The organism is Nocardia colli (genome assembly GCF_008704205.1).
Classification (GTDB): domain Bacteria; phylum Actinomycetota; class Actinomycetes; order Mycobacteriales; family Mycobacteriaceae; genus Nocardia; species Nocardia colli.
Genome location: NZ_VXLC01000053.1, coordinates 1 through 19941, shown reverse-complemented (window position 1 = coordinate 19941; position 19941 = coordinate 1). Strand labels below are relative to the sequence as shown.

General features: G+C 67.3%; 17 protein-coding genes. 10 read left to right on the top strand and 7 right to left on the bottom strand.

The genetic code is table 11. The annotated features are described in order from the left end of the window. Positions 1-351 precede the first annotated feature (351 nt). The 4 genes from F3087_RS45285 to F3087_RS46380 all read left to right on the top strand — a co-directional run bounded on the left by F3087_RS45285 (position 352) and on the right by F3087_RS46380 (position 3689). Positions 352-1158, top strand: coding sequence for an ATP-binding cassette domain-containing protein (locus F3087_RS45285; RefSeq protein WP_150408400.1), 807 nt, complete (start codon positions 352-354; stop codon positions 1156-1158). 42 nt (positions 1159-1200) lie between these two features. After that, a complete protein-coding gene (locus F3087_RS45280; protein ID WP_150408399.1) occupies positions 1201-2253 on the top strand; it encodes an ABC transporter permease in 1053 nt (350 codons plus the stop codon). Between the two features lie 42 nt (positions 2254-2295). After that, the gene (locus F3087_RS45275; protein ID WP_150408398.1) at positions 2296-3270 is read left to right on the top strand and encodes an ABC transporter substrate-binding protein; all 975 of its coding nucleotides are present in this window, start codon (positions 2296-2298) and stop codon (positions 3268-3270) included. Positions 3271-3542: 272 nt separating this feature from the next. Beyond that, positions 3543-3689 carry a hypothetical protein gene (locus F3087_RS46380; RefSeq protein WP_191094478.1) on the top strand — a complete coding sequence of 49 codons (147 nt, stop codon included), beginning with the start codon at positions 3543-3545 and terminating at the stop codon, positions 3687-3689. A gap of 117 nt (positions 3690-3806) precedes the next feature. Here the strand turns inward: F3087_RS46380 and ilvA are convergent, their stop codons facing one another. Further along, positions 3807-5036, bottom strand: a complete 1230-nt coding sequence (gene ilvA / locus F3087_RS45270) for a threonine ammonia-lyase (RefSeq protein WP_150408397.1) — start codon at positions 5034-5036, stop codon at positions 3807-3809. 62 nt (positions 5037-5098) lie between these two features. Then, complete coding sequence (locus F3087_RS45265; RefSeq protein ID WP_150408396.1) at positions 5099-6277, bottom strand: serine hydrolase domain-containing protein; 1179 nt, start codon at positions 6275-6277, stop codon at positions 5099-5101. Positions 6278-6436: 159 nt separating this feature from the next. Between F3087_RS45265 and F3087_RS45260 the strand changes: the two genes are divergently transcribed. From F3087_RS45260 to F3087_RS45250, 3 genes are all read left to right on the top strand, one after another. Beyond that, complete coding sequence (locus F3087_RS45260; RefSeq protein ID WP_150408395.1) at positions 6437-7159, top strand: GntR family transcriptional regulator; 723 nt, start codon at positions 6437-6439, stop codon at positions 7157-7159. Between the two features lie 86 nt (positions 7160-7245). Continuing rightward, complete coding sequence (locus F3087_RS45255) at positions 7246-8754, top strand: NCS1 family nucleobase:cation symporter-1 (protein ID WP_150408394.1); 1509 nt, start codon at positions 7246-7248, stop codon at positions 8752-8754. After that, positions 8754-9497 carry an aspartate/glutamate racemase family protein gene (locus F3087_RS45250; protein ID WP_150408393.1) on the top strand — a complete coding sequence of 248 codons (744 nt, stop codon included), beginning with the start codon at positions 8754-8756 and terminating at the stop codon, positions 9495-9497. Before F3087_RS45255 ends, F3087_RS45250 begins: the two co-directional genes overlap by 1 nt. Positions 9498-9555: 58 nt before the next feature. On the opposite strand, the gene F3087_RS45245 is transcribed toward F3087_RS45250, so the two are convergent. Further along, the gene (locus tag F3087_RS45245) at positions 9556-9906 is read right to left on the bottom strand and encodes a hypothetical protein (protein WP_150408392.1); all 351 of its coding nucleotides are present in this window, start codon (positions 9904-9906) and stop codon (positions 9556-9558) included. A 266-nt stretch (positions 9907-10172) separates the two neighbouring features. Between F3087_RS45245 and F3087_RS45240 the strand changes: the two genes are divergently transcribed. Then, complete coding sequence (locus F3087_RS45240) at positions 10173-10697, top strand: hypothetical protein (RefSeq protein ID WP_150408391.1); 525 nt, start codon at positions 10173-10175, stop codon at positions 10695-10697. Here the strand turns inward: F3087_RS45240 and idi are convergent. From idi to F3087_RS45220, 4 genes are all read right to left on the bottom strand, one after another. Beyond that, on the bottom strand, positions 10675-11247 hold the full coding sequence (gene idi, locus F3087_RS45235; RefSeq protein ID WP_223885839.1) for an isopentenyl-diphosphate Delta-isomerase: 573 nt from the start codon (positions 11245-11247) through the stop codon (positions 10675-10677). The two genes, F3087_RS45240 and idi, sit on opposite strands and share 23 nt — an antisense overlap. After that, positions 11244-12116: a geranyl diphosphate 2-C-methyltransferase gene (locus tag F3087_RS45230; protein WP_150408390.1), complete on the bottom strand. Its 873-nt coding sequence runs from the start codon at positions 12114-12116 to the stop codon at positions 11244-11246. Before F3087_RS45230 ends, idi begins: the two co-directional genes overlap by 4 nt. An 82-nt stretch (positions 12117-12198) precedes the next feature. Next, the gene (locus tag F3087_RS47265; RefSeq protein WP_263407289.1) at positions 12199-14109 is read right to left on the bottom strand and encodes a family 2 encapsulin nanocompartment cargo protein terpene cyclase; all 1911 of its coding nucleotides are present in this window, start codon (positions 14107-14109) and stop codon (positions 12199-12201) included. A 20-nt stretch (positions 14110-14129) separates the two neighbouring features. Continuing rightward, positions 14130-15536, bottom strand: a complete 1407-nt coding sequence (locus tag F3087_RS45220; RefSeq protein WP_150408389.1) for a family 2B encapsulin nanocompartment shell protein — start codon at positions 15534-15536, stop codon at positions 14130-14132. Between the two features lie 502 nt (positions 15537-16038). Between F3087_RS45220 and F3087_RS45215 the strand changes: the two genes are divergently transcribed. Then, entirely contained in the window at positions 16039-19158 is a 3120-nt protein-coding gene (locus F3087_RS45215) for an AMP-binding protein (RefSeq protein WP_223885837.1), read from the top strand. 129 nt (positions 19159-19287) lie between these two features. Then, entirely contained in the window at positions 19288-19893 is a 606-nt protein-coding gene (locus tag F3087_RS45205) for a class I SAM-dependent methyltransferase (RefSeq protein WP_150408388.1), read from the top strand. The last annotated feature ends 48 nt before the right edge of the window (positions 19894-19941 follow it).

Genomic DNA, 19941 nt, shown 5'->3' with positions numbered 1-19941 from the left:
CGCCCTGGTCATCATCGGCGTGCTCGCCCTCGAACTCGGCGGCCAGCACTGATCTAGTGGGCGCTTTCCGCACGGTGACGTTACGTCATGCATTACCGTTTGATATGAGGTGCAGGGCAATGGTTCCGGTGAATCCCGACGAGTTTCAGCGGTGAAACTGAGCGATTGCTGATCCACTACCCGATGGGACGGTCGTTCGGGTATTGCGTGCATTGTTTTCTCGCCCTGGAAACCGGGATTGCATTGCGCGGTCTGTATTTTGCCGAATATGTCCCACGAGACGATGGGCCGAACGTAGCATCGCGGGATGGACTGGACGTTTGCTCAGCTGTGCGCGCACGGATGTGGCCGATGACCTCGGACGATGCCGCGAAACCGGCCGACCCCGCGGGTGATTCCGCCGTGGTGCTGCGGGCCGAGGATTTGGTGAAGCGCTACGGCGGGGTCGAGGCGTTACGCGGCGCCAACTTCGAGGTGAGCGCCGGTGAAGTCGTCGCGCTGATCGGCGACAACGGCGCGGGTAAATCGACTCTGGTGAAATGCCTTTCCGGCGCCGAGCAGCCCGATTCCGGGCGGATTGTGCTGGACGGCAAGCAGGTGGTGCTGAATACGCCGACGGCCGCGCGCAAACTCGGCGTGGAGACGGTGTATCAGGACCTCGCGGTCGCCCCCGATCTGGACCCGGCCGCGAACCTGTTCCTCGGCCGGGAGCTGGTGCGCAAGGGTTTGCCGGGCAAGCTCGGCATGCTGGACCGGACCGCGATGCGAGCCCAGGCAGTCGAACACTTCCGCCGGCTCGGCGTCACCTTGCAGAGCGCGGACGTGCCGATCGGCTCGCTGTCCGGCGGGCAGCGGCAGAGCGTCGCGGTCGCTAGGGCGGTGATGTGGGCGAGCAAGGTCGTGTTCATGGACGAACCGACCGCCGCGCTCGGCGTGGTGCAGCGCGAGCGGGTGCTCGACGTGATCCGCCGGGTCGCCGATCAGGGCATCGCGGTGGTGCTGATCAGCCACAACATGCCCGAGGTGCTGGCCGTCGCGGACCGCATCGAGGTACTCCGGCTCGGCCGGCGGGTGGCCCGGTTCACCGCGGCCGAGGCCACGCTCGAGCATTTGGTGGGCGCCATGACCGGCGCGTTGTCACAGGAGGGGGCGGCGTGAGACATCCGTGCCCCACGGCGTCGAATTCTCTGAGGTGCAGGCATGAGTGAGGTCAAGACCGTCGCTGTCGACGGGAACGGCGGCGGCCCCGAGTTACCCGAACGCACTGTCCTGCAACGACTTCTCGGCGCGAGCACGGTGTGGATCGGCGTCGTGCTGGTCGCGCTGTGCATCGTGTTCAGCGTGCTGCGCCCGGATGCGTTCCCGACCCGCTTCACCTTTCAGACGCTGCTGATCGAAACCTCGGTGCTGCTGGTGCTTTCGGTGGGGATGACGTTCGTGATCATCACCTCCGGCATCGACCTGTCGGTCGGCATGGTGCTGATCTTCTCCGGCGTGATCGGCGCGAAATCGATGGAGTGGCTCAGCCCGGATCAGGACGCCACCAACGCGGGCTGGGGCATCATCGCGATCGGCTTCCTGCTTTCCATTGCGGGCGGCGGTGTTTGGGGGCTGATCAACGGATTGCTGGTGGCCAAGGCCAAGATTCCGCCGCTGATCGTCACGCTGGGCTCGTTCGGCGCCGCACTCGGCGCGGCCCAGCTGATCACCGGCGGCGTGGACACCCGCACCGTGCCCGAAAACCTGCGCGACACTCTGGGTTTCGGCACCACGCTGGGCGGCATCCCGAACCTGGTGCTGGTCGCCACCGTGGTGACCGTGCTCGCCGCCTGGGTGCTGCACACCACCCGCTTCGGCCGTTACACCTACGCCATCGGCTCCAACGAGGAGGCGGCCCGGCGCTCCGGCATCGCGGTCACCCGGCATCTGGTGACGGTGTACCTGCTCACCGGCGTGCTGGCCGGCCTGGCCGGCTTCATGAACCTGGCCTACTTCGGCACCACCACGATCGGCGGGCACACCACCGACAACCTGGATGCCATCGCGGGCGTGGTGATCGGCGGCACCAGCCTGTTCGGCGGGGTCGGGTCGATCGTCGGCACGGTGATCGGCGTGTTCATTCCGTCGGTGCTGAAGAAGGGGTTCGTCATCGCGCAGGTGCCGGTGTTCTGGCAGCCGATCGCGGTGAGCGTGGTGCTCGTCGCGGCGGTCTGGTTCGACCAGCTCCGCCGCCGGGCCCGCGATCGGAAATAGGAATTCGACAGTGGAACAACACAATACGGCGGAGGTAGCCAAATGAGGGTGGCGAAGCGGACAGCGGTGGTGATCGGCGCGATGGTGTCGGTCGGCGCGCTGCTGGTGTCCTGTAGTGGGCAGGTGAGCAATTCGGGCGGCGGCGACAGCAAGAAGCTGGTGCTGATTCCGGGTGTCGCCGACGAGCCGTTCTACATCTCGATGCAGTGCGGCGCGCAGGACGAGGCCGCGAAGCTCGGCTACAAGCTGGACACGCAGGCGCCGACCAAGTTCGACGCCGGCTCGCAGACGCCGGTGCTGACCGGTGTGGTGGCGAACAAGCCGGGCGGCATCCTGATCGCGCCGACGCACGCCACCGCCATGGCCAACCCGATCAAGCAGGCCAAGGACGCGGGCATCAAGATCGTCGAGGTGGATACCGCGCTCGACGACACTTCCGTTGCGCTGTCGTCGATTTCGTCGGACAACAAGAAGGGCGGCGCGCTCGCGGCGCAGACCCTGGCCAAGCTGGTCGGGGACAAGGGCCCGGTACTGGTGATCAACACCAAGGCGGGCACCTCCACCACCGACGCGCGGGCACAGGGCTTCGAGGACGCGGTGAAGAGCTTCCCCGGCATCACCTCGCTCGGCGTGCAGTACAACAACAACGAGGCGGCACAGGCGGCGTCGATCGTCACCGCGACGCTGGCCGCGCATCCGGACCTGGCCGGCATCTTCGCGACCAACCTCAGCTCGGCCGAGGGCGCGGCGACCGGTCTGCGCAACGCGAACAAGCTCGGTCAGGTGAAGCTGGTCGGCTTCGACGCGAGCCCGAAGCAGGTCGAGGACCTGAAAGCCGGTACGGTGCAAGCCCTTATCGCCCAGGACCCGGCGGGCATCGGCGCTAAGGGCGTCGATCAGGCGGCCGCGGCGATCGAGGGCAAGCCGGTCACCCGCAACATCCAGACCGACATGATCGCCATCACGCAGGCGGACATGGACGCCAACTCGAAGTACTTCTACAAGCGCAAGTGCTGACAGTTACCCGATGAGGGGCCGACCGGACGCCCACGCGTCCGGTCGGCACGGGTGCGGGCCCCAATCAACGCGGGTCTTCAGCAAATACCCGGAAACACTCAAAACGGACCATCCGTGATTTATCATGATTCGCGGCGCCCCTCTGCTGGGCGGCCGTGCGCCTCGCCTTCGATCAGGTGAGGTGGCCTCTACCCCGTTCTCTGCTTGATGGCACTTCGAGTCTTCGTATAGCTCGACAGCCACCGGAAGTACGAACAGAAGGAGAAGAGGAAATGATCGGATCCATCGTGGGCAACACACTGGCAATGTTCATGGCCGCGGTCCTGGCCGTCGCTTTTCCGATCGGCGGCTCCATCATGGACGCCGTGCTGCTGCCGATGGCCGCTATCGTGAGCCCCATGTTGTTCTTGGGCAGCTGAGCGTCCCGCGTTCGCGCGGGTAGTCCAGCCGGAGCTCGGCTGGGCGAGAGGGTGCCCGACGGGACCTCGTCGTGATCGGATCGGGTTGGGCGAGATCCGATCACGGCGAGGTCGCCGTCAGTCCTCCACCCGGACCGAGTATTCCGCGTTGGCGAGGGCGTTCAGGACGTCGTCGCGATGGTTCGGGCCGCGCGTTTCCAAGGTGAGCGAGACCTCTACCTCGCCGAGCGCCAGGCGGGTGCCGGTGCGGGCGTGCGCCACGTCGACCACGCTGGCGCCGGTCTTGCCGACCACCCCGAGCAGCGCGCTCAGGCCGCCCGGTCGATCCGAAATCGTCACGCGCACATCGAGATAACGTCCGGCCGCGCTGAGTCCGTGGCCGATCAGGCGGGTCAGCAGCAGCGGGTCGATATTGCCGCCGGACAGCACCGCGCATACCGGCCCGGTCAGCTCCAGTTCCGTTGCGGAACAACTCATCAACGCCGCGACCGCCGCCGCGCCGGCCGGTTCGACGATCAGCTTGGCCCGCTCCAGGCACAGCAGCAGCGCCTTCGACAGCGAGTCCTCGTCGACCGTCAGCATCGTCGAAACATGCTCGGCCACATGCGCGAACGGCACCTGCCCCGGCAGCCCGACCGCGATGCCGTCGGCCATCGTCGACATCCGCCCGACCCGCACCGGCTTGCCCGCCGCCAGCGACCCCGGCCAAGCCGCCGCCTCCTTCGCCTGCACCCCGATCACCCGCACCTGCGGGGCCAGCTGATGTAGCGCCACCGCGATGCCGGCCAGCAGCCCGCCGCCGCCGGTCGGCACCAGCACCGTGCCGACGTCCGGGATCTGCTCCAGGATCTCCAGCGCCACCGTCGCCTGCCCGGCCACGATGTCCGGGTGGTCGAACGGGTGGATCAGCGTCGCGCCCGTGCGCTCGGCGAGCTCCTTGGCCGCGTCCAGCGCGTCCTCGATGGTCTCGCCGACCTGCCGCACCTCGGCGCCGTAGGCCTTGGTCGCCGCCAGCTTGGGCAGCGAGGCGCCCACCGGCATGAAGACCGTCGAGGTGATGCCGAGCGAGGTCGCCGCCCAGGCGACGCCCTGCGCATGGTTGCCGGCGCTCGCCGCAACCACACCGCGAGCGCGATCCGCGGCGGGCAGATTGGCGATCCGGTTATAGGCGCCGCGCGGCTTGAACGACCCGGTTCGCTGCAAGTTCTCGCACTTCAGCCACACCTCGGTGCCGGCGCGCTCGGACAGCACGCGCGACGCCACGATGGGCGTCTTCCGAATCACCGGCGCGAGCAACTCCGCGGCAGCGGCGATTCGTTCCATCCCGACCAACTCCATGCCGCACATGCTGCCACTCCCGGCCCGAAACGTCCGACGATTCTGGACCGGAGACTGAAGGCGGCCTTCGGTCAAGCGGGTCGGGCGGCTTTCGCGAGATTGTGGGCGAGGGTGCCGAGGCGGGCCAGGCGGGCATCGCCGAGGGGAGTGAGGCGGCCGCCGAGGCGGTTGGTGACGAAGCCGAGGGACATGCCGGTGGCGGGGTCGGCGAAGGCGCCGGAACCGCCGAGACCGAAATGGCCGAAGGCGGAGATCGGATCGGCCTTGGACGGTTTCATCGGGACCGCGTGGTAGCCGAGGGCCCAGGGAACGCGCAGGGCGAGAACGTAATCCGGGGTGAAGATCTGGCGCTGGGTGATCAGCTCGAGGGTTTCCGGGCGGAGCAGCTGGTAGCCGTCGAGTTCGCCGCCGTTGGCGAGCGCGCCGTAGACGCGGGCCAGCGCGCGGGCGGAGAAGACGCCGTTGAGGCCCGGCATCACCGAATCATGCAGGCGCGGATCGGAAACCAGGTCGGCGAAGCCCTTCGGGGTGGTGTCCATGGCGGCGGAGAACCTGGTCCTGCCGAATAGGCGTGAGCTGTTCTCCCAGCTCATTCCGGCGACGGTCAGCCGGGGGAAGTTGGTCGCGATGCGGTCGCGCTGGTTCTCCGGCACCCGGAACCAGAGTTCTTCGGCGGCAAGCGGTTCGGCGATCTCGGTGCGCAGCACCTCGGTGAACTCGGTGCCGGTGATCTGCCGAACCAGCTCGGCGACCAAGTGCCCGAAGGTGATTCCGTGATACCCGCTGGTGACCAGGCGGCGCGGATCCGGCTCGGCGGCGGCCAGCGCCGCCGTCACCGCGGCGTCGTCGAAGAACCGGTCGTACGGGCCGGGCAGCAGACCGCGCAGCCGGTGCAAACCCGCTCGGTGACTGAGCAATTCGCGCACGGTGATGCGTTCCTTGCCGGCGGCGGCGAAGGCCGGCCAGTACGTCGCGACGGGCTCGTCGTAGGCGACCTGACCGCGCTCGGCCAGCCGGTGCAGCAGCGTGCTGGCGACGCCCTTGCCGGTCGAATACGCCATGGCCACGGTGTCGTGCGCCCACGGCACCTCTGGCCGCGCGTACCCGGCCCAGACGTCCACCACCGGCTCGCCGTGCAGGTAGACCGCGAGCGCCCCACCGCCGTCGCCGGGTCGCCGGAAGAGCCGGTCGAACTCGGCGACCAGGGGCGCGAACCGGCGATCTACGAACTGTGCTGCCGAAACCGTCATCAAAAGCTTTCTGTAGTACGTGTCCGATCCAGAATTACACGGACGGGCCGGATCGCCGCAAAGGCCCTCCCGCGCGACCGGTTGGTTCTGCCCGAATACGTTTCCTGAGCGTCACACAGCTGACCGAAACCGCAACACGCCTGGCCTAGCGTGTTTCGCATGCCCCCGAGACGACGTTCGGCGCTGCTCGCGAGGTTGGTTGTCGACGCACCCGGCCGACCGCAAGTGATCCTCGGCGAATTGCGCCGGGTGATCCTGGACGGCGCCGTGCCGCCGTGCACCGTCATCCCGCTGCGCGAGGTGGCCGAGCTGTTCGGGGTGAGTCACATCCCGGTCCGGGAGGCGCTGAAAACGCTGATCGGGGAGGGGCTGGTCACCCACGAACCGCACGGCGGTTACGCGGTGGCCCAGCTGACCGCCGCCGAACTGCGTGAGATGTACATCGTGCGGGAGACCCTGGAGAACGCGTCGCTGGCCGCGGCCGCGCTGAACGCGAGCGCCGCCGACCGGGCCGAGCTGATCGAGGTGAACGCGCTGCTCGAGCAGGCGATCCGGGACGACGATCCGGCCGCCTACCACCGGCAATCGCGCAACTTCCACGTCGCGCTGACCAAGCCGTCGCGCATGTTCCGGCTGCTGCACATGCTGGAATCGGCGTGGAACGTGACCGAGCCGGTGCAGTCGATGGTGCACATCAGCCGGGGCGATCGGGTGCGGCTGCACACCGATCACGCGCTGATGATGGACGCGTTCCTGGCCCGCGACGTCGATCGCCTGCTGCTCATCGCCGAACGCCATCACCGCAGGCTGGAGACGGTCATCGCGACGCTGCCCACGGATACCGGGCTGCTCGCGCCGGAAGATATATCTGCCGCGCAATAGCCGGGCAATAACGGCGCAACGGGCGGGCAATGGCGAATCCCTACCGTCGGTTCGATCACAGTTTCACCTCCCGGATGGGAAAAACAATGACCGAAACCATCGCGGCACCGAGCGTCGTAGCACCGCCACCCGTCGCCATTCCCGACACCGCGCCGTCGAATTACGATCCACGGCTGACCAATGCCGACCTCGCACCGCTGCGCAAGCAGACCTGGGGTTCGTACAACATCTTCGCCTTCTGGATGTCGGACGTGCACAGCGTCGGCGGCTACGTCACCGCGGGCAGCCTGTTCGCGCTCGGCCTGGCCAGCTGGCAGGTGCTGGCGGCCCTGCTGATCGGCATCACCATCGTCTATTTCTTCTGCAATCTGGTGGCGAAACCGAGCCAGGTGACCGGCGTGCCGTATCCGGTCATGTGCCGCAGCGCCTTCGGGGTGATCGGCGCCAATATTCCGGCCATCATTCGTGGCTTGATCGCGGTGGCCTGGTACGGAATTCAGACCTTCCTGGCCTCGGCGGCGCTGGATGTCGTTCTGGTGAAGCTGTTTCCGGGTTTGGCGCCGTACGCGGTCGTCGATGACTATGGTTTCCTCGGTCTTTCGATGCTCGGCTGGGGGAGTTACCTGGCGCTGTGGGTGGTGCAGGCGTGCGTGTTCTGGCGCGGCATGGAATCCATCCGCAAGTTCATCGACTTCTGCGGGCCCGCGGTCTACGTGGTGATGTTCCTGCTCTGCGGGTACCTGATCGCGAAAGCCGGTTGGAGCGCCATCGATCTCAACCTCGGCGATGTGAAATACACCGGCTGGGACTCGCTGCCGGTGATGCTCGGCGCCATCGCACTGGTGGTGTCCTACTTCTCCGGGCCGATGCTGAACTTCGGCGACTTCTCCCGCTACGGAAAGACTTTCGCCGCCGTGCGGCGCGGCAACCTGCTCGGCCTGCCGGTCAACTTCCTGCTGTTCTCGCTGCTGGTGGTGATCACCGCCTCGCTGACCGTCCCGGTCTACGGCGAGCTGATCACCGACCCGGTCGCCACCGTCGCGCGCATCGACAGCACGTTCGCGATCGTGCTGGGCGCGTTGACCTTCACCGTCGCCACCGTCGGCATCAACATCGTGGCGAACTTCATCTCGCCGGCGTTCGACTTCTCCCACGTGAACCCGCAGCGGATCAGCTGGCGGGCGGGCGGCATGATCGCGGCGGTCGGTTCGGTGCTGATCACCCCGTGGAACCTCTACAACAATCCCGAGGTCATCCACTACACGCTGGAGGTGCTGGGCGCGTTCATCGGTCCGCTGTTCGGCGTGCTCATCGCCGACTACTACCTGGTGCGCAAGCAACACGTGGTGGTGGACGACCTGTTCACCATGTCGAAGACCGGAAGCTATTGGTATAGCAAGGGATACAACCCGGCGGCGGTCCTCGCCACCGCGATCGGCGCCGTGGTCGCGGTGATTCCGGTGCTGGCCAAGGACATCACCGGCATGTACACCGCGGCGCAGTACAGCTGGTTCATCGGCTGCGGCCTCGGCTTCGCCGTCTACTACGTGCTGGCCACCCGAACGAGGTTGGCGGTGAAGGGAGTACCTGCCTGATGCGTATCCGTGTGGTCAACCCGAACACGACCCGGGCGATGACCGACACGATCGAGGAGTGTGCCAGGGCCGTCGCCGGTCCCGGCACACTGCTCGACGCGGTGACCGCCGAGATGGGGCCCGCGTCGATCGAGAGTCACTACGACGAAGCCCTCAGCGTCCCAGGCATTCTCGCCGCTATCCGGCGCGGGGAGGAAGAGGGCGTCGACGGGTACGTGATCGCCTGCTTCGGCGATCCGGGACTGGATGCCGCGCGCGAAGTGGCCGGGGGACCGGTAATCGGGATCGCCGAGGCGGCGATGGAGACGGCCAGCCATCTGGGTCGCGGGTTCAGTGTCGTCACGACCTTGAGCCGGACCATCGGACGGGCCGCCGATCTGGTGGAACGTTATGGGCGACAACGGTTCTGCCTCGGCATCCACGCCTGTGAACTGCCGGTTCTGGCCTTGGACTCGGATCCGGATGCCCGCAAGATCGTCACCGAAGCCTGCCGCGAGGCGGTGGACGCCGACGGCTCCGATGCAATTGTGCTGGGCTGCGCGGGAATGGCGGACCTGTGTGCGCACATCCGCGACGAGATTGGTGTCCCGGTGATCGATGGCGTGGCCGCCGCGACCCTGACCGTCCAGTCACTGGTCACGCTTGGCCTGCGCAAGTCCGGCAGGGGAGAGTTCGCCACCCCACCCCCCAAGCCCTACACCGGCCTGCTGCGCAGTTTCGGCACGTTCCCGCACCATTCCTGATTTCCCGCACCGAAAATCGCATGCAAATTTCGGTGCGGGAAATCAGAAGGCGTGCGGGTTAGGCGGCGACGGCGGTGCGCAGGGCGTGCAGGGTCATGTCCGGGTCGTCGACGTCTACGACGAGGCGGGTGAACGGGCCGCCGTCGAGTTCGATGCGGACGGCGCGGCCGTCGAACCTGGTGTCCCAGAACTCTTTACGGCCCTTGCCGCGGAAGGTGCCGGCGGCGATGACGCCGGGGAAGAAGGTGCCCGGTGCGCGCACCCACGGCGGGCGCAGGTCCACTTCCGCCCGGACCACCTGGGTGATGTCGGATAGATCGAAGGTGATGTGCTCGCGCAGGGCCAGGACCTGATGCCCACCGACCACCTGGATCGTCACAGTCGTCCCCGTGACCTCGATTTCGACCATCGCGCACCTCACTTCGCCGACAACTCCTACGCACCTCACAATGCCGGGCGGACCTGGTCATAGCCTGTGTCGTTCCTATGATTTCTCTCAGGGTTTCAGGCATTGCTTTACGTAGATATGCGCATCTATCGATGCGATTGCCGGATAGTTCGCGACTCGATCCCGTGTGTGTCGGAGCAAAAACAGCATGGACGGTATGGGATTCTTCCCCTGCTCGTGCTCCACCCGTTTCTGCAGGTCCACCGCCCGCGAGAAGAGGTGCCGGAGTGTTGATGCTCGGGAAGATCGCCGCCACGACCGCCGTTGCCGCGGCATTGCTAGTTCCGTTCGATATCCCCGTCGCGTCCGCGTTGCCGCCCGCGGGCACCTGCGCGAACGGCGACTTCCGCTGGACGGCCGTGGACGGCGCGATCGACATGACCCCGCACGCGCTCACCTTCACCTCGGTCGGCACGCTGCGCGACTGTTCCGGCGGACCAGAAGGCATCACCGGCGGCACCTTCACCGGTACGCACGTAGCGACCTCGGACTGTATGCGCCCGGCGGACGGCCCGATCACCGTGGACGTGCTCTGGTCGAACGGCGAGACGAGCAGGCTGTGGGGACCGTGGCCGGTCACCATGCAGCAGCCGACCACCGGCACCCTGGACGTGGTCGACGGGCTCGGTCAGGGCAGCCGGGTCCGGATCACCGCCGACTACGAGATGATGACGCCGGCCATGGTCGGCGGTTGCCTCGGACCGGGCGTGCGCACCGGCGTCGGTCGGCTCAGCGCTGCCACGTTTCAGTGAGCGCCCGCTCGGCCAGCTCGAGCACACCGGCCAGCCACGGCGTGTAGGCATCCGGCTCGGACGCCATCGCCTCGCGGAGCGCACCCGGCTCGATCCAGACGTAGTCGGCTACCTCGTCCGGATTCGGCCGCGGCGCACCGACTGCGAGCCGGCCGACCAGCACGTGGTCCCATTCGACCTCGACCCGGCCGGTCGACGGGTCCTTGGCGCGATAGCGATACACGCCCACCTCGGTGAAGGGGGTGGCCAGACCCATCTCCTCGGCGAGGCGGACCGCCGCGGCCGCCGCGACGGGCTCGCCCGGCGCGGGATGGCCGCAGCATGTGTTGGCCCACCGCGACGGGAAACGGGTCTTCACCGCGGCCCGCTGCTGCAGCAACACCCGCCCGGCGTCGTCGAACAGCAGCACCGAGAACGCGCGGTGCAGCTGTCCGGGCGCCTGATGCGCCTGCGACACCGGGCAGGTGCCGATCGCGTGCCCCGCGTCGTCCACGAGCTCGACGGGCAGGGCCTCGCGATCGGTGTATGCCGGGGTAGCGCTGTCGGTCACCTCCCCACCTTATCGGCGGCGATCAGCAGGTATTGGAAGCTGCCCTCCCGGTAGGCGGTCAGGAACGGCTGCTCGACACCCGTCGCGAGCTCGGATTTCGTGCGCAGGTCCCAGTACGGGATGGTGGCCGCGGTGAGGTCGGTCACGTCGACCGGGACCAGGTTGTTCTCCGCCATCGCGCGGAAGTATTCGCTGCGCGGATGGATCATGCAGCCGTAGTGCGCGTCGATCCAGCTGACCGAGGACGAGCGCCCGCCGGTCACGTCGTTGGAGCAGCCGGTGATGCACACGTAGCGGCCGCCCGGCTCGAGCAGCCGGGAGAACTCGTGGAACAGGTCGAACAGATCGACGTACATCGTCGTCTCGTTGGTCCAGATGCCGCGCATCGACCACGGCTCGAAACCGGTCTCCAGCATGTTCCGGAAGTGGAACTGCACCTTGTCGTCCACCCCGCGCTCGGCGGCCTGCTCGTTGGCGAAGCGGACCTGGTACTCGGAGATGGTGACGCCGTCGACCTGGCAGCCGAAGCGCTGGTTGGCCATGAAACTCGTGCCGCCCCGGCCGGATCCGCCGTCCATCAGGCGCTGCTCCGGGTGGACGGGGCCGAGATGATCCAGCAGCAGCTGGGCCTGCGCGGTCTCCAATCGGTGCAGTTCCTTGATGATTCGTTCCTGCCGGGTGTCCTCCGGGCCGGTCAGCACCGAGAGGTCGGGGGCGCCGATGCCGTAGTGGTGGTGGTAAAGCCCGTCCACCTCACCGAGTTTCGTGTTGACCCGGTCGTCGTTCGGGTTGTTGTTCCAGTACGCGGCAACGGACTTCTGGTAGCTGGTCTGAAGCACGGCATCGGTGTCCGGATTGAGAATGGTCATGCGAATTCGCCCTCTCTCGTTGCAGCACTGGATATTTCATCGACGGAGGTCACCGCCGTCGAGGTGGTACGGCTTCGGCGGTCTACTTGTCGGAGTACCGTTTGCTCTCCGCGTGCCAGGCGCGGCTGCCGCCGAGCCATGCCCACACGCCGGTGAGGAACCGGCGTAGTTCGGCGGAGCCGACGGCGGCCAACGGGGCCGCCTCGAGTTCGACGCGGTGCATGAGCTCGTCGTGCAACTCGGCCGTGCGCAGCACCGCCTCGCGCCGGGTGCAGCCCTCCTCGGCGACCAGGACCGTCGGCAGGTTGAATTCCCTTCCGTCCGAACGATCTTCGCGAGCCATCGAGTAGAGGTCGTTCACCAGCTGGCTGGCCAGCGCGGCAGTGGTGATCACCCGGCGCACCCGCGGATCGGTGTATTCCGCGGCCTGGAGCTCGTAGCCGCCGACCATATCGATCGGCGCCATGCACGGCAGGAAGCTGTGCGGCTGCCGGTTCGTGAGGTACTCCCAGGCCTGCGGTGTCCGCCCGGACTGCCGCCAGCCCGCCTCGGCGCCGAGCGCGATGAACCACCCCGCGATCTCCGTGCGCAGCCGGGCCAATTGCGCCGGCGTGGAGAACTCTGCCAGGTGCGCGAAGCCGCTCCGGAAAGCCCGCACGATCGGATCCGCCTGCAACGCCTGCTCGATCCGGGCGGCATAGCGGGCAGGCAGATGAACGGGATCGATTGCCGCAGCAGCAAGTTCGAGCCGCGGTCCCAATTCCGCCTCAGCGCTCGACGGCGTGCCATCGGGCGCGACGTCGCTGGCTCCGGCATCACAGTAGTAGTCATCCACCGCCCACTCGGCCACCGCACACTTCGCCGCGGCAAGCAGCCGATCCGGGTCGTCACAATCGGGATGGGCAAGCATGATCAACCGCCCGAACCCCGCGTCGCGCAGCTCATCCAACTTGCCCTCGTACAAGCCGATCGAGCCCGCCCACGCGACGATTCGCTCGTTGACATCGGCCGCCAGCAGCGGGTCATCGCGCATCGGTGGTGGACAATAGAGCGGCGGGATCGCGGCCCCCTCGGCGCTGCGCCGCGTCGATGCGGTACCCAATCCAGTTGGGCCGGTGGGGATTCGGCCTCCGGATGGTTGATCGGTGGATTGAGCGGTGGCCAGACCGTTCGAGCTGGTCGATGGTGCCGCGTGCCCGACACCGATGGGAGCTGCGGAAGCGGTGCCGCCGTGGCGCGTCGATGCCGTACCAAATCCGGTTGCGCCGGTCGGGACGGACGATTCCGGCGCGGCGGAGCCAGTCGGCGGAGGCGTAACGACGGCCGGCAACACACCGCTGGCGGACTGCACACGTGGTGCTGCCGACGCTGTCGACGAGATATGCGGCGGGGCAACAGTTCCGGTAGAGATCGAAGGTTCTGCCGCGGCTGAGTTGGTCGGCGGGACAACGGGTCTGATCAGGTCGGTCGGTTTTGCCGCGGTTGAACTGGTCGGTGCGGCTGGTTGCTCGGCAGTGGGGATCGAGGTGGTGGCGGTCGTTATCTGCGGCGGCGTCGATGCTGTGGACGAGATGTACTGCGGAACAACAGATCCCGGTGGGTCGACCGGCGGGTTGATCAGTAGCGTCGCGGTTCCGAGTCCGCGCGGGCCGAGTATGCGGAGCTGATCGGACGCGTTCGAGGTTGGCGAGCCGGGGGTGTCCGGAGTAGAAGACCCGGGTGAGCCCGAGGAGGACAAGCCGGGGGCATTCGTTGTGGGTGAGCCGTGGGCATCTGGGATCGACCGCCCAGGCGAGTCCGACTGCGACGGGCTGGGAATGTCCGGTGTGGATGAGCCGGAGACCTCCGGAGCAGGCGAGCCGGCTACTTCCGGAGCCGGGGAGTCGTTGTGCGCCAATAGCAGTGGGGCACTGCCGCCTAGGTCGGAGAGGAGGGCGGCGACGGCGGTGGCTACCTCGTGGGTGGCGGGCAGGGCGAGGGTGCGGGAGAGCATCGACATGGGTCATTACTCCGTCAGTCGGTTCGGCGGGCGACGAGGACGTTGTCGAGTGCGCCTAGTGCGTCCGGTACCAGGACGGCGGCCGAGTAGTAGCAGCTGACCAGGTAGGAGATGATCGATTGGTCGTCAATGCCCTTGAAGCGGACGTTGAGGCTCGGCTCGTATTCGTCGGGGATGCCGGTCTGGTGCAGGCCGACGACGCCCTGATCCTGCTCGCCGGTGCGCAGGGCGAGGATCGTGGTGGTCTGGGTCGGGCTGACGCCGAGCTTGCCGCAGGAGAAGATCGGCACGCCGCGCCAGGCGGGGACCCGGTGTCCGTCGACGTCGACGGGGTCCGGGTACAGGCCGCGCTTGCTGCATTCGCGGCCGAACGCGGCGATCGCTTTCGGGTGGGCCAGAAAGAGTTTCGTGCTGCGGCGCATGCTCAGCAGCTCGTCCATGTCATCGGGGGTCGGCGGGCCGGACTCGGTGGAGATGCGCTGCTTGAGGTCGCAGTTGTGCAGCAGCCCGAAGTCGGGATTGTTGACCAGGTCGTACTCGCGGCGTTCGTAGAGCGCCTCGACGGTCAGGCGCAGCTGCTGCTGGACCTGATCCATCGGATCGTTGAACAGATCGGCGACGCGGGTGTGCACCCGCAGCACGCTCTGCGCGAGGCTGAGCTCGTATTCCCGGGGTGCGGCGTCGTAGTCGACGAACGTTCCGGTGAGCAGCGGCTCCCCGGCGTGGCCGGAGGTGATCTCGATCGCGGCCTCACCTTTGGCGTTCTGCGGGTGGGCCGGCGCCTCCGCCATTCTGGACAGTTGCTCGCGTAGCCGCGGCGCGTTGCCGAGCAGGTCGTGCAGGGCCTGGCGGGGGAGTACCAGAAGGGTTGTCCGGGTGACGGTTTTGACGGTGACCGGCCAGACCGCGTGCGGGTCGGTGAAGATTTGATCGCCGAAGTAATTACCGCCCGCCAGAATGCCGAGCATGGTGCGTTCGTTGTATTCGCCGGTACCGTTCTTGGTCAGTTTGCCGTGCACCACCAGCACGACCTGATGCATCGGATTGCCGAATTCGGCGACGATGCTGCCGGGCGCCAGATCATGCTGCTGGAAACGCTGCGCGAGGGCGTGCAGTACCTCCTCGTCGTCGAAATCGCGCAGGGCTGGCAGCTCACGCAATTCCGCCGGAATGACGCGGGCCTGCGGGCCGTCCACGTCGAATTCGACCTCGCCATTGCCGACGGTGTGGGTGAGCCGCCGGTTCACCCGGTAGACACCGCCTTTGACCTGGGTCCAGGGCAACATGCGGGTGAGCCAGCGGGAGCTGATGCCCTGCATCTGGGGTTCGGATTTGGTGGTGTGCGCCAGCTTGGCCGCGGCCGAGGTGCTGAGGCTCTTGCGGTGGTTGTTTTCCGTTTGGACCGGCATTTCGATAGTCATGCGTTGTCCTCACCTCGAGAGGGTCACCCCGTAATGCGGCGACGGTTATTCTGCACAGCAAAACAAGCGGGCGATGCGGCCCGCGAAACCAGTCACTCGAGCGAAATGGCTTACGCGACAGTGCGTTCCAGACGGCATCGATCTTAAGTCGGCCGGCCGGCCGCACGCAGCGAAACGGCGGATGCCGTCGCGGATGGTTACGACACGCTGCCGATCGAATCGCCGGGACATAACTTCTCGGCGGCAATCGATGGAACCGCGGACAGATCGCGGACCGGTAGCTACCGTGCGCGGCGGGCGTCGCTGTGAATCTGCCGATAATCGGCCACTGACCCTGCATTACATGCATGGATCGGGTCACAGCGGACACATAATGGACACACGATGTGGGAAGCTCATCTGAAACATCGCCGCGTACTTCTTGGGGACCGAAGGGTATCCCTCCGGTGGAGTACGCGGAGGCGGATGAGGGTTACGTTCTAGGGTAGGGCCAGGAGCGATCTTGAAGTTCAGTGCGAAGGATTTGGTCGGATCGGTGCAGCGGTTGATGGCGACCGCGCAGAACGGCCTCGAGGTCATCCGCTTCGGCGGGTTGACCCACGATGTCGAGTCGTCCCCGTTCGAGGTGGTCGAGCGGCGGCGGATGTACCGGCTGCGGCATTACTTCCCCGACGACACCACGCCGGGGCGCCCGGTCGCGCTGCTGGTGCCGCCGCTGATGGTGAACGCCGACATCTGGGACGTGAACGTCGAGGACGGCGCCGTCGGCATCTTGCAGCGCGGCGGAATCGACTGCTGGGTGGTCGATTTCGGCTCACCGGCCAGCGAGGAGGGCGGCTGGGAGCGGGACCTCGCCGACCACGTGCTCGCGGTCAGCAGCGCGATCGACGCGGTGACCGAGGCGACCGGCAGCGCCGTGCACCTGATGGGCTACTCCCAGGGCGGCATGTTCGCCTACCAGGTCGCCGCCTACCGGTACGGCAAGGGCGTGCAGAGCATCGTCACCTTCGGCAGCCCGGTCGACGTGGTCGCGGGCATGCCGTTCGGGCTGCCCTACGGGATGGTGTCCGATGTCGCAGACTTCCTGGCCGACCATGTGGTCACCCGATTGCCGATCACCGATTCCATGGTGCGCATCGGCTTCCAGATGCTCGACCCGATGAAGACGGCCAAGGCCAGGATCGACTTCCTGCGCCAGCTGCACGACCGGGAGGCGTTGCTGCCCAAGGAGCGTCAGCGCCGGTTCCTGAACAACGACGGCTGGGTCGGTTACGCCGGGCCGGCCGCCGCCGATCTGCTCAAGCAGTTCGTCGCGCACAACCGGTTGATGCTGGGCGGGTTCGTGATTCGCGATCAGCCGGTCTCGCTCGCCGAGTTGAAGTGCCCGATCCTGGCGTTCGTCGGCGAGGTCGACGACATCGGCCAGCCCGCCGCGGTGCGCGGCATCGTGCGGGCCGCGCCGAACGCGGAGGTGTACGAGGCCAACCTGGTCGCCGGGCACTTCGGCCTGGTGGCGGGCAGCACGGCGACCAACCACACCTGGCCGCTGGTGCGGCAGTGGATCGACTGGCTCGAGCGGGACAAGGTGCTGCCGCCGGAGATCCACCGGATGGCCGAGCACGTGGACAGCAACCGGCCGCGTTCGGCGGCGACCCGCGTGGTGCACACCGCCGCGACGCTGGCCGAGGCCGGCGCGGGCGTCGGCAAGGCGCTGGAAGGTATCGCGAGCAATACGGTTCGCGGTTCGGTCGAGCTGGCCGGTGAGGCGGCGCGGGCGCTGCCGCGGCTGACCAGGCTCGGGATGATTCAGCCGCATACGCGGATCTCGCTCGGGCGGTTGATCGCCGAGCAGGGCCGGCGGGCGCCGTTGAAGGATCTGTTCCTGTTCGAGGATCGGGTGCACACCAATGCGGCGGTGAACGTTCGCATCGACAACGTGGTGCGCGGGCTCATCTCGGTCGGGATCCGGCCGGCGATGCGGGTCGGCGTGATCATGGAGACCCGGCCGAGTGCGCTGGCGACGGTGGCCGCGCTGTCCCGGCTCGGTGCGGTGGCGGTGCTGCTCGCCCCGGGCAGCGAACTCGCTCGCGCGCTCGAAATCACCGGCGTGGACACGGTTGTCGCGGATCCGGAGAACCTGCGGCAAGCGGCCTCGACCGGTGCGCGGGTGCTGGTGCTCGGCGGCGGCGATTCGCGTCAGCTCGGTATTCCGTTGAGCGACAAGGTGATCGACCTCGAGCAGATCGATCCGGCGCACGTCAAGCTGCCCGGTTGGTATCGGCCCGATCCCGGGTTGGCGCGTGAGCTGGCGTTCGTGCTCGTCACCGGCACCGGTGATCGGCTGGAGACCAAGTTCATCAGCAACCACCGCTGGGCGCTGTCCGCGTTCGGCACCGCGACCACCGCCGATCTGAACCGCAGGGACACGGTGTATTGCCTTGCGCCGCTGCATCATTCGTCCGGACTACTGGTCAGCCTCGGCGGGGCGATCGCGGGCGGCAGCCGGATCGCGCTGGCCCGTTCGCTGGATCCGGCACAGTTCGCCGAGGAGGTGCACCGCTACGGCGTCACCGTGGTCACCTACACCTGGACGATGCTGCGCGACATCCTCGACGCCGAGGTGTTCCCGGCCGGGCATCGGCATCCGATCCGGTTGTTCATCGGCTCGGGGATGCCCGCCGGGTTGTGGCGGCGGACCACCGAGCAGTTCGATCCGGCTCGGGTGCTGGAGTTCTACGCGTCCATCGAGGGCGACGTGGTGCTGGCCAATGTGAAGGGCGTGAAGCGCGGTTGCAAAGGGCGGCCGGTGCCGGGTACCGCCCGGGTCGAACTGGTCGCCTACGACCCGATCGCCGAGGAGATCCTGGTCGACGGTTCGGGGTATGCGCGGCGTTGCGCGGACAACGAGGTCGGATTGCTGATCGGTAAGGCCTCCGACGGGGTGGATATCTCCGCGGGCGGGTTGCGCGGGGTGTTCGCGCCGGGTGATTCGTGGATGCCGACGGAGAATCTGTTCCGCCGCGACAGCGAGGGTGATTACTGGCTGGTCGATCGCAAGGACACGGTGATCCATACGCCGCGTGGGCCGGTTTACGGGCAGCCGATCGTCGATGTGCTCAACGACATCACCGCGATCGACATGGAAGTTGCCTACGGTCTCGAGGTCGGCAAGCGCCCGGGGACGGCAGACGGCGGAGCCGGCGGGGTGGGTAAGCGCCTGGGGACGGCAGACGGCGGAGCCGGCGGGGTGGGTAAGCGCCTGGGGACGGCAGACGGCGGAGCCGGCGGGGTGGGTAAGCGCCTGGGGACGGCAGACGGCGGAGCCGGCGGGGTGGGTAAACACTGCATAGCGGTGGCTGCGGTCAGCGTGCGCAAGGGTTTCCGGCTGGAGCCGAAGGACGTGACCGAGGCGCTGCGTGCGCTCGAGCCGAGCAAGCGACCCGATCTGGTCTACGTGGTGGACGAGATCCCGCGCAGCTCGTCGTATCGGCCGTCCACGCGGGCGGTGCAGGCGGCGGGACGTCCCGTGCCGAGCCCCGACACCTGGTGGTTCAACCGGACCTCCGACGCGTACGAGATCCTCACCGAGGACGACGCGGCGCGGATCCTCGGCGACAGCTGACGCAGTGAATCGAGTTGTCGAGCGGCCGGATTCACCGGTTCGGCCGCTCGACCCGGTCGTGCACGCGGGTACCCTGCGCCGTACCATCCGACGCTGACGTTGCTGCCCGATTTGTCAGGAGTACTTGGTGTGAGTACGAGCCTCATCTATCGCAACGCCACCCTCTACGAGTTGTTGATCCGCGCGCTCTACGGGCGGTACTACACGGCTCGCTACCGAGCGGTCGCGGCACTCGTGCCGGACGGCGCCAGCGTGGTCGACCTGTGCTGCGGACCCGCCACGCTGTACACCCGCTACCTGCGGCAGAAATCGGTCGACTACACCGGCCTCGATCGCAACGACCGATTCGTCGGCAAGCTGACCAAGGCGGGCGGGCAAGGCAAGGTCTGGAATCTGACCTCCGCCGAGCCGCTGCCCGAAGCCGACTACGTCCTCATGCAAGCCAGCCTCTACCACTTCCTCCCCGAAGCCACCCCCGTGCTCGACCGCATGCTCACCGCCGCCCGCAAACAGGTGATCATCGCCGAACCGGTCCGCAACATGGCCAGCAGCGACAACCGCGTCCTCGCCGCCGTCGGCCAGCGCTTCACCAACGCAGGCGACGGCGTCCAAGCCCACCGCTTCACCGAACCCACCCTCGACGACTTCTTCCGCCCCTACGAGTCGCAGGTGGTCCGCCAGGAACTGATCGCCGGCGGCCGCGAAAAGCTCTACGTGCTGGACGCCACCATCTGACCTCCGCACACCATCTGACCTCTCGCACACCGCCTTGCCGCCCTGACG

Bases quoted from the DNA above. Each gene is read 5' to 3' on its own strand.
- F3087_RS45285 (WP_150408400.1), top strand. From the start codon at position 352: ATGACCTCGGACGATGCCGCGAAACCGGCCGACCCCGCGGGTGATTCC.
- F3087_RS45260 (WP_150408395.1), top strand. From the start codon at position 6,437: ATGCCCCCGAGACGACGTTCGGCGCTGCTCGCGAGGTTGGTTGTCGAC.
- F3087_RS45255 (WP_150408394.1), top strand. From the start codon at position 7,246: ATGACCGAAACCATCGCGGCACCGAGCGTCGTAGCACCGCCACCCGTC.
- F3087_RS45245 (WP_150408392.1), bottom strand. From the start codon at position 9,906: ATGGTCGAAATCGAGGTCACGGGGACGACTGTGACGATCCAGGTGGTC.
- F3087_RS45250 (WP_150408393.1), top strand. From the start codon at position 8,754: ATGCGTATCCGTGTGGTCAACCCGAACACGACCCGGGCGATGACCGAC.
- F3087_RS46380 (WP_191094478.1), top strand. From the start codon at position 3,543: ATGATCGGATCCATCGTGGGCAACACACTGGCAATGTTCATGGCCGCG.
- ilvA (WP_150408397.1), bottom strand. From the start codon at position 5,036: ATGTGCGGCATGGAGTTGGTCGGGATGGAACGAATCGCCGCTGCCGCG.
- F3087_RS47265 (WP_263407289.1), bottom strand. From the start codon at position 14,109: ATGCTCTCCCGCACCCTCGCCCTGCCCGCCACCCACGAGGTAGCCACC.
- F3087_RS45230 (WP_150408390.1), bottom strand. From the start codon at position 12,116: ATGACCATTCTCAATCCGGACACCGATGCCGTGCTTCAGACCAGCTAC.
- F3087_RS45280 (WP_150408399.1), top strand. From the start codon at position 1,201: ATGAGTGAGGTCAAGACCGTCGCTGTCGACGGGAACGGCGGCGGCCCC.
- F3087_RS45220 (WP_150408389.1), bottom strand. From the start codon at position 15,536: ATGACTATCGAAATGCCGGTCCAAACGGAAAACAACCACCGCAAGAGC.
- F3087_RS45265 (WP_150408396.1), bottom strand. From the start codon at position 6,277: ATGACGGTTTCGGCAGCACAGTTCGTAGATCGCCGGTTCGCGCCCCTG.
- F3087_RS45275 (WP_150408398.1), top strand. From the start codon at position 2,296: ATGAGGGTGGCGAAGCGGACAGCGGTGGTGATCGGCGCGATGGTGTCG.